This window comes from Mammaliicoccus sp. D-M19 (genome assembly GCF_022386695.1).
GTDB lineage: Bacteria > Bacillota > Bacilli > Staphylococcales > Staphylococcaceae > Mammaliicoccus > Mammaliicoccus sciuri.
On record NZ_JAJNHW010000008.1, the window covers coordinates 111,072 to 127,626 of the forward strand.

12 protein-coding genes are annotated in these 16,555 nt (G+C 33.4%); 3 read left to right on the top strand and 9 right to left on the bottom strand.

Features of this window, described 5'->3' with window-relative positions:
• The first annotated feature begins 135 nt into the window (after window positions 1-135).
• Together LQ675_RS12865 and LQ675_RS12870 are read left to right on the top strand one after the other, a co-directional pair.
• Entirely contained in the window at window positions 136-528 is a 393-nt protein-coding gene (locus tag LQ675_RS12865) for a (deoxy)nucleoside triphosphate pyrophosphohydrolase (protein ID WP_025905399.1), read from the top strand.
• A 2-nt stretch (window positions 529-530) separates the two neighbouring features.
• Window positions 531-3,413 (top strand): DEAD/DEAH box helicase, encoded by a 2,883-nt coding sequence (locus LQ675_RS12870; protein WP_207593291.1) that lies wholly within the window; start codon window positions 531-533, stop codon window positions 3,411-3,413.
• A gap of 41 nt (window positions 3,414-3,454) precedes the next feature.
• Here the strand turns inward: LQ675_RS12870 and LQ675_RS12875 are convergent, their stop codons facing one another.
• The 4 genes from LQ675_RS12875 to LQ675_RS12890 form a co-directional block, all read right to left on the bottom strand.
• Window positions 3,455-3,928, bottom strand: coding sequence for a GNAT family N-acetyltransferase (locus LQ675_RS12875; protein WP_048540427.1), 474 nt, complete (start codon window positions 3,926-3,928; stop codon window positions 3,455-3,457).
• 477 nt (window positions 3,929-4,405) lie between these two features.
• Entirely contained in the window at window positions 4,406-5,719 is a 1,314-nt protein-coding gene (locus LQ675_RS12880) for a GntP family permease (RefSeq protein WP_048540426.1), read from the bottom strand.
• A 34-nt stretch (window positions 5,720-5,753) separates the two neighbouring features.
• Window positions 5,754-7,031 carry a histidinol dehydrogenase gene (hisD, locus tag LQ675_RS12885; RefSeq protein ID WP_048540425.1) on the bottom strand — a complete coding sequence of 426 codons (1,278 nt, stop codon included), beginning with the start codon at window positions 7,029-7,031 and terminating at the stop codon, window positions 5,754-5,756.
• Between the two features lie 131 nt (window positions 7,032-7,162).
• Window positions 7,163-8,152, bottom strand: a complete 990-nt coding sequence (locus tag LQ675_RS12890) for a LacI family DNA-binding transcriptional regulator (RefSeq protein WP_048540424.1) — start codon at window positions 8,150-8,152, stop codon at window positions 7,163-7,165.
• Between the two features lie 410 nt (window positions 8,153-8,562).
• Between LQ675_RS12890 and LQ675_RS12895 the strand changes: the two genes are divergently transcribed.
• Window positions 8,563-8,964 (top strand): DUF7679 family protein, encoded by a 402-nt coding sequence (locus tag LQ675_RS12895; RefSeq protein ID WP_075578433.1) that lies wholly within the window; start codon window positions 8,563-8,565, stop codon window positions 8,962-8,964.
• Between the two features lie 202 nt (window positions 8,965-9,166).
• On the opposite strand, the gene LQ675_RS12900 is transcribed toward LQ675_RS12895, so the two are convergent.
• From LQ675_RS12900 to LQ675_RS12920, 5 genes are all read right to left on the bottom strand, one after another.
• On the bottom strand, window positions 9,167-10,984 hold the full coding sequence (locus LQ675_RS12900) for a solute:sodium symporter family transporter (protein ID WP_048540422.1): 1,818 nt from the start codon (window positions 10,982-10,984) through the stop codon (window positions 9,167-9,169).
• A 52-nt stretch (window positions 10,985-11,036) separates the two neighbouring features.
• Window positions 11,037-12,344: an LLM class flavin-dependent oxidoreductase gene (locus LQ675_RS12905; RefSeq protein WP_075578275.1), complete on the bottom strand. Its 1,308-nt coding sequence runs from the start codon at window positions 12,342-12,344 to the stop codon at window positions 11,037-11,039.
• A gap of 362 nt (window positions 12,345-12,706) precedes the next feature.
• Window positions 12,707-14,026, bottom strand: a complete 1,320-nt coding sequence (gtfB, locus tag LQ675_RS12910; protein WP_107610265.1) for an accessory Sec system glycosylation chaperone GtfB — start codon at window positions 14,024-14,026, stop codon at window positions 12,707-12,709.
• The gene (gene gtfA / locus LQ675_RS12915) at window positions 14,019-15,524 is read right to left on the bottom strand and encodes an accessory Sec system glycosyltransferase GtfA (RefSeq protein WP_048540419.1); all 1,506 of its coding nucleotides are present in this window, start codon (window positions 15,522-15,524) and stop codon (window positions 14,019-14,021) included. Before gtfA ends, gtfB begins: the two co-directional genes overlap by 8 nt.
• Window positions 15,525-15,668: 144 nt before the next feature.
• A partial coding sequence (locus LQ675_RS12920; RefSeq protein WP_239753264.1) for an LPXTG cell wall anchor domain-containing protein occupies window positions 15,669-16,555 on the bottom strand: 887 nt, incomplete at its 5' end.

The window sequence follows — 16,555 nt, forward strand, 5'->3', positions numbered from 1 at the left end:
TTAGTTTTCATATAATAAATCACTGGAAATTATCTAAAGTTGAATTTTTATGGATCGTAATTTTACATTTTATTAACCTTGAGAACAATTTTTGATAAAATATAGACAAATATCATAATTTTTGGAGGTAATATTTTGAAAAAACAAATCGAAGTTGTAGGTGCAATTATCTTTAATGATGATAAGGTACTTTGTGCACAAAGAAATGAAAATATGAGTTTACCTCTTATGTGGGAATTCCCTGGCGGTAAAATAGAAAAAGGTGAATCTGAAATAGAAGCTTTAAAACGAGAGATCAGTGAAGAAATGTTATGTGATCTTGAAGTTGGTGATAAAGTTACTTCTACTTCTTATGAATATGACTTTGGAATAGTTAACCTTCATACATATAAATGTAAATTGAAAGAAAAAATGCCTACACTTACTGAACATAAAAGTATTCAATGGCTTGATGTTAAAGATCTTGAAACTTTAGAATGGGCACCGGCCGATATACCTGCTGTCAAAATCATTGTAGATGAGGTATAAATATGAACAATTTATTAGAAGACTTTAATCAGTCGCTACACAAAGGGTTTATAGATCGTACAATTTCACATAAAGGTAATTTCATGCCGAAATTATTGGTTAATAATAATGAAGAAAATGTACTTTCAACTATTATTAATGAACTGCATAAATGTAAGACATTCACGATTTCAGTCGCTTTTATCACAGAAGGTGGATTAGCAAGTTTAAAATCTCATCTATATGATTTAGACAAAAAAGGTGTTCGAGGTAAAATTATTACTTCGAATTATTTAGGATTCAACACGCCTAAAATGTATAAAGAATTATTAAAGCTTAAAAATGTAGATGTAAAATTAACTGGTGTTAGTGGATTTCACGCTAAAGGTTATGTATTTGATCATGAACATTATTCATCCATGATTGTCGGAAGCTCTAATTTAACTTCTAATGCTTTAAAAGTAAACTACGAACATAATATCTTACTTTCTACGCAAAAGAACGGCGATCTTGTTTATAATGTTAAGGCTCAATTTGATGAACTATGGCATAATAGTACGCCTCTTTCTGATGAATGGATTCAAGATTATGAGAAGACATATGATGCGCGTAATTTAAAAGAAGCATATCGTATTACTGAGCAACAAAATGAAATTCAGAAAAATATTGATGAAGCTGTTAGAATCGAACCAAACATTATGCAAAAAGAAGCTTTACACTCATTAGCTGAACTCAGAAAAGAGCATAAAGATAAAGCACTGATTATTTCAGCTACTGGTACAGGGAAAACAATTCTCTCTGCATTAGATGTGAGAAGTTACAACCCTAATCAATTTCTATTTATTGTTCATAATGAAGGTATTTTAAAAAGAGCCATTCAAGAATTTAAAAAAGTACTGCCATTAGCACAAGATGAGGACTTTGGCTTATTAACAGGGAAACAAAAGAATACTAATTCTAAATATTTATTTGCAACGATTCAAACATTATCTAAAGAAGATGTTTTTAGGCAGTTTGATGAAAAATACTTTGATTATATCGTTTACGATGAAGCGCATCGCTCTGCTGCCTCATCATATCAAAAGGTATTCAATTACTTTACACCTGAGTTTTTACTTGGGATGACCGCAACACCTGAAAGAACCGATAATTTAAATATATTTGAAATGTTCGATTACAACATTGCTTATGAAATTAGATTACAAAAAGCGCTGGAAAGTGAAATACTCTGTCCCTTCCATTATTTTGGTGTCACAGACTATGTGCTTAATGGTCAATCTACAGATGATTACAGTAGTTTAGCGGATTTAACTTCTGATGAAAGAGTTAAACATATTCTAGAAAAGACACAATACTATGGTTATTCTGGTGATACGCTTAAAGGACTTATTTTCGTAAGTAGAAAAGATGAAGCATGGGAGCTCGCTAATAAATTAACTGCTCTTAACGTACCTTCACTTGCATTGACTGGTGAAGACAACATGGATAAACGACAAGAAGCAATCGAACAACTAAAATCAGGAGAAATCAATTACATTATTACCGTTAACTTATTTAACGAAGGTATTGATATCGCACCTGTAAATCAGATTGTCATGTTAAGAGAGACAGAATCAAGTATTATCTTTATTCAACAGCTTGGTAGAGGATTAAGAAAAGCGGAAAACAAAGAATATTTAACGGTTATTGATTTCATAGGTAACTATAAGAAAAACTACCTCATTCCAGTCGCATTATCTGGTGACCAATCACAAAATAAAGATAATTACAGAAGATTTATAGCGGATAATACTGCATTAACAGGTGTTTCTACTATCAACTTTGAAGAAGTAGCTAAGAAACAAATATATGATTCACTGAAACAAGTCAACTTGAGTTCAGCAGCTCACATTAAACAGGCTTTTAATGAAGTTGAACAAAGAATTGGTCGAACGCCATTTTTAATGGATTTCATTAGACAGAACTCTATAGATCCTAGCGTGATATATTCTAGTGACAGTACCTATAATAACTATCATGAATTTCTAGTCAGATTTAAGAAAATTGAAGATACTTTAACTAAGAATGAAAGTCTCAACTTAACGTTCTTGTCTCGAGAAATAGCACCAGGCTTAAAAAACGTTGATTATACAATTTTAGAAGCTATTATTAGAAGACCTCATAAAATACATGAGCTACTACCAATCGCACAACAAATTGATTCAAACGTTACAAACGATGACATTCAGACAACCTTGAAAATTTTAGACCATCGTTTCTTTAGCGTTACAATAAACAAAACGTATGGTAATCCTATTATCAACATAATCGATGATGAGGTTAGACTGACCGATACATTTTCAGCAGCACTAGAAAAAACAGAGTTCAAAACATACGTTGATGACATTATCGAATTAGCTAAATACAATAATATGGTACATCACGGTAGCCAAAACGGCCTACTACTATATAACAAATATACAAGAAAAGACTTCGTTAAATTACTAAACTGGAAATCTGATGAGTCCGGAACAATTAACGGCTATAAATTCGGAAATAATACTTTACCAATTTTCATTACATATCATAAACAAGATGATATTAGTGATAATACAAAGTACGAAGATGAATTCCTAAGCCCTGATGAACTCAAATGGTTTACAAGAAGTAATCGTACATTAGAATCAAAAGAAGTCCAAAAAATCTTAGCACATCAAGAAAATAATATAGACATGTATATCTTTGTAAAGAAAGAAGACGTGGCAGACGGAAAAGAATTTTATTACCTGGGAAAAGCACATTACATTAAAGATTCGGCAGAACAAACAATCATGCCAAATGCTAAACAACAAAATATCGTCACAATGACATTATCTATGGAATCACCTGTAAAAGACGAAATATATAGATATATCATAGAGGCGTAGGGAAGAGTCTAGGACATCATTGTTCTAGACTTTTCAATTCTCTACAAATATTTCTCCAACACTATTTCATCTCGAATTGGAATCCCATTTTCTGCTAATAGTGGAATGGATGGTTTTTGCTTTCTTGCTTTTTCTACTGCATTTGATATGACTTTTATGATGCTATATCCTCTTTTTTGATAGAACTTCAAAGCATTTAAGTTATCATTTGTTGTTATGACTGTAATTTTTGTTATATCCTTTTCCTCAGATATTTCTTCTAACTTTTTCAACAATTGACTTCCTATTCCTACATTCTCTCTAAAACTATCCAATGAAATAATTTCTATTTGATCATTTCTTATTATATATGTAATCACACCGATTATTTCCGCTTCATCGAACGCAACAAATCCTGGTAAATCTGATAATTGATAAGTTCCTGAAGAGACAACCATTTCATCATCTCCCCAGTTATCAATAAACAAATCGATGAGTACTTGTTTATTGATGTCATTAGTATGAACCACTTTCATTATTAATCACCCGCTTCTTGTACTTTAAACAAATTATATTAAATACTCTTTAATTTGTGCTATGAGCATTAAATTATTACAAAAAAATAACCATTCCCAACTATTAATCAAGTTTACGGAATGATTGATTTTATTTTTATATTAATATAAGCAAGTTCGAAAGATAGTGGCTAATCTCTATTTCAAGGGTGATGCCTATGATGTTGGTTTTTGCTCCTTGAAAGTAGTAGAATGACTGATTATGAAATTCTAATGGTTGTCATATCAATCAGTGGTTTAATATTAATTAGCAACATTCAAAAAGTAACCATTCCAACTTTTGACGGAGTTCTGGAATGATTACTTATTATTGTTCTAAAAACTTCAGTCACCGTCTTTCGAACGGGCTCATCGGGCAACGTGTTCCACCACGTTGTCCTTTTTCATTTACATAATATCATAATTTGGTATATTTTGTCTATTTCTATATACATTCAATTACATGCCTAAAGTGAATAATATAATGGCTATGATAACAGCTGCGATTGGGACGAGTACGGTCATTGCGCCGAATGCTGGATATGCGTCTTTGTGTGTTTCTCCTGCTATAGATCTAATTGTAGTAACGGCATAACCACCGTGTGGTAAGGAGTCTAATGTCCCTGATGATAATGCTACTGTTCTATGCAATGCTTCTGTATCTACACCCATATCTATATAATGTGGCGCGAGTATTGGCAACGCGATTGTTTGTCCACCTGAAGATGAACCTGTTAAACCTGCGATAACCATTACAGCGATCGCCCCAGTTATGAGTGGCGATCCGTTTAAATGTGTCACATATTCTATCGCATCATTAAAGGCTGGTGTAATCTTAGCTACACTCCCAAAACCTACTACTGCTGATGTATTACCAAGTGCTATTAACGCACCTTCCGTTCCTTTTCCTACTGCTTTCCAAAAATCTCTGAAATAACTACGATTTAATAACCATGTTGCTATAATTCCGCTGGATAGGGAAATAATGAGCGCTGATTGTTCAAGTACGTTATGTAGTAGAAAAGACACGATTAATACAACAAATAATGGAATCATACTTAAAAAAGGATTCGGTAAATGGTTTCTTTTTTCAAATTCATCATTCTCTCTTTCAATAAATACCTCACCATTTCGTTTTGCTTTTTTAATCATATGCATGAGCCACAGATATCCAGCTATTAACATAAAGAGTGCTGTCACAAGGCTGACTTCCCATGCTGCATAGGGACTTGTGTGCAAGTAAGGAATAGGTATCCAATTTTGTATTTCAGGAGAACCGGCTGAAGTCATTGTAAATGTTGTAGATCCTAATGCTAAAGCGGCTGGAATAAACCTTCTTGGATAATTGGATTCTTTAAATAAACTAACAGCCATTGGATATACTGCAAATGCTACAACAAATAGACTTACCCCACCATATGTTAAGACGCCACATGCAAGGACGATTGCGAGTACGGCTCGCTTCATACCTATTTTACTAATAATCCAATGCGATACACTTTCAGCTGCACCACTATCTTCCATGACTTTACCGAATATGGCACCTGTTAAGAACATCAAATACCAAGAAGTTATAAACCCTGAAAAGCCCTCCATATATCCGGTTATAAAGTCAGTTTGTCCTTTTTCGGCAAATTGTGAAAAGACGGGCACGCCATTTAATAAAGCAACAAACAATGCTGATATTGGTGCAACAATTAACAAATTCATGCCACGCATTACTAATATCGTCAGTAACACGAGTCCCCCGATAAGTCCTATTATCCCTAACATTGTAAAGCCTCCTTAATTAAGCATTCACTGTTGACTATTGATTACCATATTTTCTAACACGTAATAATGCTTGTTCTGCATGGCCTGCAAAGTTCTCTAACTGGCAAAGTCTTGCTGCATACTCACCAATCATTGCACTTTGTTCAGGATCGTCTATATGTTGGTATGTCACTGTTTTTAAGAATTTACCAACCCATAGGCCACCTGTATATTTCGCTGCTTGTTTCGTTGGTAAAGTATGGTTTGTACCGATGACTTTGTCACCATAAGCAACGTTTGTTTCTGGACCTAAGAATAATGCACCATAATTTTTCATATGTTCTAAATAATAACTTGGATCTTTCGTTAATATTTCAACATGTTCGAATGCTAATTTATTAGCTTCTTTAACTGCTTCTTGATCATCCTCAACAACAATCACTTGACCATAATTATTCCAAGATTCTCTGGCTACATCAGCTGTAGGTAAAGTTTCTAATTGTCTCTCAATTTCTTTCATCGCTTCTTTCGCAATTTCTTCAGAAGTAGAAATAATAGCACCTGGTGATGTTGGACCGTGTTCACCTTGCCCTAAAATATCTGTTGCAATCATTTCTGGCTCACTTGTTTCATCAGCAATGACTAGAGTTTCAGTCGGGCCAGCTAATAAATCTATACCTACGCGACCAAACACTTGGCGTTTCGTTTCAGCAACAAATGCATTACCTGGACCTACAATCATATCAACTGGTTGAATCGTTTCTGTACCAATTGCCATACTTCCCATAGCTTGAATGCCGCCTAATATATAAATTTCATCAGCTCCTGCTTTATGCATAGCATAGACAGTTGTTTTTGGAATTTCTCCATTAATAGGAGGTGTACAAGCAATAACACGCTCTACACCTGCAACTTTAGCTGTTAAAATACTCATATGTGCCGATGCGATCATTGGATATCGACCACCAGGTATGTAACATCCTACACTTTCTACAGGTATATTTTTATGTCCTAAAAATACGCCCGGCATAACTTCAACATGAATATCTTTCATAGAGTCTCTTTGTGCTTCTGCGAATTTCTTAATATTATCTTGAGCAAATGCAATATCATGTTTAACGTCTTCAGGAATAGAGTCTACTATTTCTTCAATTTGTGCTTGAGATAATTTAAATTGTTCAGGATCCCATTTATCAAACTTAATCGATAAATCTCTTACTGCTTTATCACCTTGTTCTTCAATGTCTTTCAAAGTATTTGCAACAATTTGTTTCGTCTTTTCGTCACTTTCTTTTACGATTGCTTCAGCCATACCTTCTTTGATAAACTTCATTTGCAATTACCTCCTATATTTTTGCATACGTATTCAAAATGTAATATAAAAGAATACTTTTGAACATTTCAAAAGTATGAATACGTATGCAATTTGTGTTATAACAAGATTATGTTAAACGCTTACATTTGTCAAGTATGTACAGTTGTTTTTCGTTTAAGCAATTTTCCTTGAATATACTGATCTCGCTCAACCACGCTATTTGGATCTGTTAAAATATTTATGACACCATCAACCATTTCCTCAATAGGTTGCGACCAAGTTGAGAGATTATTGTTTGGCCAAGAAGCCATCTTAATATCATCAAATCCTATAACTTCAACGTCTTCTGGAACAGATAGACCATACGCTTTAATTGCATCTAAGGCGCCTAGTGCTGTAACGTCATTTGCACCAAATAATGCATCTATCTTTTTCCCTGATTTTAAAAATTCATAAGTAAGATGATAAGCTTTTTCGTATGTATAGTCACCATGAATAACATCTATTTCCATGTTCTTCTCGTCAAAATAACGTTTAAATCCAGTTAATCGCTCTTGGTTCGTAGAAGTGTTCAATAATCCTGAAATAAACACATTATGTTTGTGTCCTCTTTGATAGAAATAATCTGCAATATTCGTCGCAGCATTGATATTATCACACGTTACTGAATAACTATCTGAAGATTCATCTCTCCTATTAAATAAGATGACTGGAATTTGTGCTTTAGATAATTTATCAACTAAACCAGAAGACAAAATCGCATCTGTCACTATAATCGCTTCGACATTATATTCTAAAAATTGATTGATTTCTTCTTGCTGTATTTCTTCATTCTCTGAATTTACAAATAGCACAGAATAGCCAATTTCTTTTAATTTTTTCGTAAATATTGCAAGTGTTTCATGGTAGAAAGGATTCTGCACTGCTTTCATCGCAATACCTACTAGATTTGTCTTATTCATAATAAGCCCTCTTGCTAATGCATTCGGCTTATAATTCAATTCATTCGCAACGGCCATAACTTTTTTTCGTGCTTTTTCAGACACACTTGCACCAGGTGTAAATACTCTCGATACTGTTGATTGAGATACATTTGCTAATTTGGCTACTTGAGATGCTGAAACTCTTTGCCTACTCATAAAACCCCTCCTTAAATCTATTTCTTTTATTATACATAATGCACCTCATAACACCTAACGCTCTTTAAATCGCATAATTGCTAACAATAGGTACGATTGGCGTCAATAGAGGTATTCTGTTTATCGTTATTCAACATTAGTAGCATTCATTTTAATTACTGTTATTTTAACATATGATGCCATTATCTTCTTTCGGCAGTCTTGCAATATACGGAGTTTCTATGTTGCTTGTTTGATGAGTCTTGATAAATACGAGGTCCTGAACATTGCTTGTCGCACCTCACTTACAATATTCACACCTCCAACATTCCCCCTTCTCTTCTTATATTCTTGTTAGACCTTCCATATATTTTTATTGTATAATTATGGTATTAATTTTCGCTCGGAGGTAATTTTTATCTGTGTCTAAAATGTATTTTTATGTAAAAGTTAAGCGCTTGGATGGACGTGTTCTGAACTATCAATTGCCTAATGATTTACAGGAAGCGATGCGTATCTATCGACAAGAAAATCCGAAGACTTGGACTAAGATGTTCAAACATGCTTTAATCAACATTCCTTTAGAACCATATAGCGCAAAGAATCGTTATCGACCATTAATTGGTGTCGGCTTAATTAAAAATGTATTCTATCTCAATAAACCAAAAGCACTGCGAACAAGAGGTCAGTTTCTAACATTTGATAATTGGTCAAAGAAAGGTTGGAAACACTTTTGGAGAAGCTCTGCTTTTTTAAGACACGATCATAAATTGAAGTCTAAGATTAATATCATGTATCAATACTACCAATGGAAAAAATGGCATAAAAAATAAGCTAACTATATTCGCAGTATAGTTAGCTTACACCTATTAAGGTTCGTTTCGTATTCACAATCCACCTGTGAGCCTTTACTTATTAACCATCAGTCCTCTAACCGGAGACTGATGGTTATTTATATTGCTCCTAAATTTTAACACATTTTTCTGAACTTATACAAGTAAAATTACACTATATATATTACCACACTATCTATCATCATTTTATCGACTGTTCTAAGCTATTCGGTAAAACATTTCCTTGTTGTTCTATATTTAATTCTTCTTTGAGTTGTTTATTGTATTGCTGCTTTAGGGTTGATTCGTATTTATGTGACCATTGTTTTAGACTGACGTAATACAGAACGCCCACTACTATAACAAGTGCTACGACCATTGGCCAGAACAATGGTGAAACGATATTCTCTTGTGAGGCTAGTCCTATTGGCGAGAACAATACAAATGTAAATATCATTGACCCAAATAAGACTACTGTTACTGGAATGGTGTATTTCCATGGTGTCATATCCACTTTAGGATTTGGTTTGAATTGATATGGTGTACTTAATGGCTTAATTGCTCCAATAACAATCATTAAAAGTACTTCAATGACAAACAATAATCCTTGTATGTAAATAAAGTTTATCGTCATCTCATAATGGAAAAACATTGGCAAGCCCCATATGAGTAAATAGTAAACAATGACATGTGATATGATCACAATTTTAGGTCCGATAGCTGGAATTCTTTTAGAAAATATCCCTACCAGTACAATTGCGATGATAGGTATATTGAAAAATCCTGTAAACTGACGAATGATTGTCCATAATCCTTGTGGTGCATTCATTAACATTGGTGAAATAAAGAATGTGATAAGCGCCAAGATTACGCCAAACCATTGACTCACTCTGATCATTTGTCTATCAGTCGCTTCTTTGTTGATGAGTACTTTATAAATATCATAAACAAACAATGTTGATGCACTATTGAGCAACGCATTAAAGCTCGAGAATACGGCACCTAATAGTACAGCTAGAAAGAAACCATTTAAAAATGTTGGAAAGACGTCTTTTGTTAAAGTTGGATAAGCTAAATCCATATTCTTTAATCCTGAACCGTATAAATGATATGCGATAACGCCTGGTATCATCATTAAGAATGGTACAAGAATTTTAAGAAATCCTGTAAATAACGCACCTTTTTGACCTTCTGCTAAACTTTTCGCACCGAGCGTTCTTTGAATTACATATTGATTCGTACCCCAGTAGAATAAATTAGCAAAAATCATACCTGTAAAAATCGAACCAAAGGGCACATCATCTTGTTGTGAACCGATTGAATTAAGCTTTTCTGGATGTTCTGTAGCGATTGTTTTCATGCCCGCTAACATACTGCCATCGCCAAGTGCAATAAATCCAAGTATCGGTACTAGTACCCCGACAATCAACAATCCGATACCATTTAATGTATCTGAAATGGCAATTGCTTTTAATCCACCAAGAACTGCATACAGCATTCCGATAATACCAATCACCCAAACGATAATCCAGATGGATCGTTCGTACGTAATGTCAAACATATTCGGTATATCAAAAATTTGTATCACAGCTAAAGAGCCTGAATACAGTACTGAAGGAATGGTAATGAAACCATAACCCACCATAAATAACACGACAATTAATAATCTCGTTTGATGGTCGAAACGTGTATTTATAAATTCAGGAAGCGTTGTAAAGGCGCCTCCTAAATATTTGGGTAATAGAATAGTCGCTAATACAATGACTGAAAATCCAGCTGTTACTTCCCATCCCATACTTGATAAGTTATTCTGATAACCTTGTCCGTTTAATCCTATTAATTGCTCGGCAGATAAATTAGTAAGAATTAAGGCACCTGCGATAAATCCGCCGGTTAACCCTCTTCCACCTAAGAAAAATCCGCCAGAACTATTTACTGTATTTTTCGTCTTATAATAAGAATACCAAGCGACAATACCGATAAAGAATGCACATGAAACAAGTGTAAAAGCTACATACATATTGATGACCACCTCTTCAGAAGAATAACAGCTTTAACTGTTTTAATCGTTCTTAATTATGTTGCTTAGCATAACTTAATCCAATTTTTTCTCGTAATGTTCCTTCGCTATAATCTTCTTGCACTAACCCTCTATCTTGTAATATTGGAACCACTTTATCTACAAATAATTGGAATTGTGTAGGATTGAGTGGTGCCATAATATTAAAGCCATCTGCAGCACCTTTCGTAAACCATTCTTCCATTCTATCTGCTACATCTTCAGGCGTCCCAACGATAATATGGTGACCTCTTGCACCAGCTACATGTTTCATAACATCTTCAAGTGTAGAATGATGTTTCTTAGCTGTTTCTTTAATCAAATCAACACGACTTTGAATATTGTTTCCTTGATCGATTTCAATATCCGCAAACGGTGTATTTAATTCATATCCACTTAAATCTGTATCACCTAAATAAGAAGATAATAATTCTAATCCCATTTCTTTAGGAATCAAATCTTGTAATTCGTTATAATTTTTTTCTGCCGCTTCTCTCGTTTCACCAATAAACGGAAATATTCCTGGCATAATCACAACGTCTTGGTGATCGCCTCTTTTTTCTTTAACTTTACTTTTTAAATTTTCAGCAAAACGAACCGCAGCATCCACATCATTTTGAGCGGTAAACACGACTTCTGCATACTTAGCCGCAAAATCAATACCTTTCTTAGAAGAACCTGCTTGCACAAGTAAAGGGTGACCTTGAGGCGGTTGTTCAATATTTAACGGACCTTTCACACTGTAAAATCGTCCTTTATAATCAATCGTCTTAGGTTGATAATCAGGCAATAATCTCCCCTCATCATGTAACTTTTCAGGATTCACATCTTCCCATGAATGCCATAACTGTTTAGAAACTTCTACAAATTCATCCGCTTGCTCATACCTTAAATCATGATCCACATTATTTGTTCCATTAAAATTTGATGCAGTCGCATTAATTCCAGAAGTAACAATGTTCCAACCAGCTCTACCATTACTATAATGATCTAAAGAAGCAAAGATCCTTGCTAGATTGAATGGTTCAGAATATGTCGTTGAACCCGTTACAATAAGACCCAAGTGCTTCGTTTCTCTAGCAACAATAGACATAAGTGATAAAGGTTCGAAAAATGAAAACATATCAGGATGTGTCTTCTTATCTACATACAAACTGTCTGATACAAACAAGAAATCAAACTTAGTCTTTTCCAAAATCTTCGCCTGTTCAATCGTCTTCTCTAAATTCATACCACCCTTTTTAATAGAGTCAGGATGTCTACTACTCGCAACATGATGTCCAAAACCTGTTAAAAAATATCCTAATTTCATTCTTTTCATCTTTGTCCCCTCCAATAATTTATTATTCCGATTGGATTAATAAGAAATATCTTACCATTGTCTATTTATAGAGTCAATTTACAATTTTCAAAAAATTTATTTTTAAAAATAAAAATACCTACCAACATCAAATATTGGTAGGTCTAGATAAATTCAATTTATATAAAAAGTCGAAAAGTTATTTTTTCTTCTTTTTCTCTTCCATAATAGCAAGAATAATAAAGCCAACAATGAATACAGGGATGAATGCAGCAATAAACATCATTTGAAACACCTCTTATCTTAATATTCTTTATATCATACTTATCATACCAAGAAATAAGATAAGGTCATAGTAAAGGAGTATGCTTTATAGGCGTATATTATTCAAACAACGCTTCAAATGCTTGTGCTTGTAATGAACTTGCATGCTTCAATTGAATTTCTCGTTTAACATCAGCTAATGTAGGTTCCGCTTCTATCTCTTTTAGTGCATGGATTAATTGATCTTTATGTTCTAACGAGAATTGATTTTCTTTAGCAATATAATCCGCATTATGCACTGTCTCTTTATATCCTAAAATCAATAACTGGTGCTCAAATGCTACTTTAATAGCATCCAGAATTTCATTACCTTTGTTAATATCTAAATAAATGTCGCATGTTTCATATAAAGTATGAATTTTCTCTTTAGTTGCTACAGGATGTAGCGTGACATTATGATATTTATTAAGTTGTAGTAACTTTTGAGACATCTCAGTAATAGCAACAATATGAAATTGATATTGCGGATGAGCTTTAACGATATCTTCAATATGTGGAATCTGATCAGAGTTCGTTAATGTAAGCACATTGAGCGCTTCTTTATGATTATTTTTAAACTCGTATACATAACCTGCTTTCGCAATTCTACTTTGATGTTCAGATTCTATAAGTTCACGTACTTTATCATATTCCTCATTATTTGATATTAAAATTTTACTACCTCTCATCTTATCAGCTAACATAAGCTTCATATTTCCCGGTAAATCATCTTTAATTTGTTCTTGCCAATACAAATAGTCGTGTCCTTCTACTTTTAAGTCATGAAGGACTGCGAATGGTATAGATAGAGAATTAATTAAAAAGCTTTCTAACGGCATTTCGCTCATCTTTAAATAGAATATGACAAACTGAACTTTTGATTGAAAGATATATTCTTTATCGTTCCATTTCAACATAATATCATTCGTTACGAAATTCTCACTTATAATTTCTTCATTTCGATCATTAAACCATCGTTTAATAATGCGTCTTTGATTATCATCAACCATTAATTGCGCATACTTTAAACCTTTATCATTATAATAATCAATGACTTGTGTTCTACCTTGTTTGTTCAACCATTCAATTCGCTCAACTATTCTAAAACCGTAGTTCTTCTTATATATAATTCTACCTTTTACTTCGCCCATATTTTTAATTTCTGCTGAATTATTATTACCTTCAATTTCCCAAAATCTTGGTAATGGCACTTGGTTAAAGAATAATGGTTTTGAAGCATGATTATCATTATTAGCGAAAAATTGATAAGGTGTTATGACATTTGAAGGTAAGAATCCATCTTCTTCAATTACAATTGTTTGTACATTCATCTTTGCGTTCTCAAATGTTTTATAAAGTCGTTGTGTTCTTATATCAAAAGATTCAAATAGATTAATCATGTAGCACCTCTTCAATTAAGTGAAACCACTTTTGTTTAATATTGTCAGTCTTGTATTGTTCAGCAAGTTCATAAGATTTCTCATGAAATGATGAAGTATCATTTTTGAAAAATTGAATAACCGCTTCGGCTAAATTGTCGACGATTTCTTGTTCTGATTGGTGACTTTTATCGATAGGAATTAAATATCCATTTTCATTATGACCAATAAATGTTGTGTTTCCATAATCGACATCAAATCCTATCATACCTAAACCAGAGCCGATAGCTTCCATCAACGTTAAACCGAAACCTTCACTTGTTGAACCTGCGAAAAACAATTCATAATTAGCATATACATCTTGTAACTTCACATGTCCTAAAAGCTTGATATAGTGATTCGCTTCATTTTCTTCGATTAATTTTTGAAGCATGTTTCTTTCAGCGCCTTCTCCGTATATATCAAATATCAAATCAGGAATAGATTGTTTTGCTTTGACGACAGCTTTCACTAACCAATCTATATGTTTTTCACTGGCTAATCTTGATGCTGTTATGACTGAATAAGGTTTTCTATTATCTGGCTTAATCACATCATGAATACTACCAACAGGCACTGTATATATCTTTGGTAGATTTCCGTAATATTGATTAAATTGATGACTCAGAACTGCTTTTTGTCGATCTGTTGCTGCAATATAAAAATCCACTTCATTTACATGAGAAAATACATATTCATAATAATTATTCCATAGTATATAGTCATCATTCGTGAAATTCGAACTATAATGTTCTGCATGAATGACCACGCCTAACTTAGAATCGCCTTTATTTTGAATAACAGGTTGTCCCATACCTTTGGATCGGTCAACAATCACAATATCCTTTGATGTTAAATGCAAGCATTTCATAAAATAAGCAACAAATTCTTGTTTAGAATATAAAATTCGATCCTTAAACATGTATAAATGACCGTTATTATTTAAATACTCATTATAAGCAATAGAACCATCTTCATTATAAAATTGTCTCATATAAACTTTCGCTCTATTCTCATGTGGCGCATAATATTCCGAGAATGTTCTTGTATAAGTATAGAAGTCTTTTCTAATTAATTTTCCACGAGAAACAAACTCAGCTCTATCCACATATGGCTTGCCTTGTTCCTTCAAATAACAAACAACATACGTTTGATTCACTTCACTAAATAATTTAATCGTTTTTTTCTGTTCTTCTCGACGCGTTATTTTCATATCAAGCGTATCAATTAAATCTTCCACTGTATAAGAAGTAGGTGCAATTTTAATATCCGTAAAATATTGGTATAACCAAATAATCTCATCGTCATAATATCCCATGTGACTTGTTAAAGTTTGAATATTCTCATGTGTTAATAAATCTAAAAACACAAATTTCAAACTTTCCTTTTGGTCACGAAGCATCTTAGCTCTATAAAATTGGGCATATTCGATACCACTGCTCGCCCAACCAATACTATAATTAATATTATATATTGTCATAAAAAGTCCCTTCTTTACAAATTAGCATTATTATAAAATATACAAAATAACCAACATTTCCCAATTCTCTTTTTAAATTATTATATAGTATTTATATTAAATAAAACAAGCTAAGAGAGAAATCCCTTAGCCTGTAATTTAAAATTACTGATTATCATGGTTATTTTTACGGCGACTTCTAAGTAACAAAGCACCACCGAAAGCTGCAAGCAAGCCACTCATTAAACCAGAATTTTGCTTACTTTCACCTGTATCAGGTAACTTTTCATCATCAGAAGATTGATCATCATTATGATCCATGATTTCACTAGAATCTAAAACCTCTTCAATATTATTATTTAATGTATTTATTTCATAATTATCATCTTGAACTATATTGTTCATATTTGTACCAACTGTATTTGTCGGCTCATCTGAAATCATAGCGTCACTTTCAATTATTGAGTCACTCATGCTTTCTGAAGTGCTTTCACTTGTTGAATCACTTGTACTCTCTGAAGTACTATCGCTCGTTGATTCACTTGTGCTTTCTGAACTACTTTCGCTCGTTGACTCGCTCATGCTCTCTGATGTGCTGTCACTTGTTGAATCACTCGTGCTTTCTGAACTACTTTCGCTTGTTGATTCACTTGTGCTTTCTGATGTGCTGTCACTTGTTGACTCGCTTGTGCTCAATGACTCACTTTCACTTAATGATTCGCTCGTGCTCAATGATTCACTCGTGCTTAACGATTCACTTTCACTTAATGACTCACTTGTGCTCAATGATTCACTTGTACTTAATGATTCGCTTTCGCTTAATGACTCACTCGTGCTTAATGATTCACTTGTACTTAATGATTCGCTCGTGCTTAACGATTCGCTTTCACTTAATGACTCGCTTGTGCTTAGTGATTCACTTGTGCTCAATGATTCACTTGTACTTAATGATTCACTCGTGCTTAATGATTCGCTTTCGCTTAATGACTCACTCGTGCTTAATGATTCACTTGTACTTAATGATTCGCTCGTGCTTAACGATTCGCTTTCAC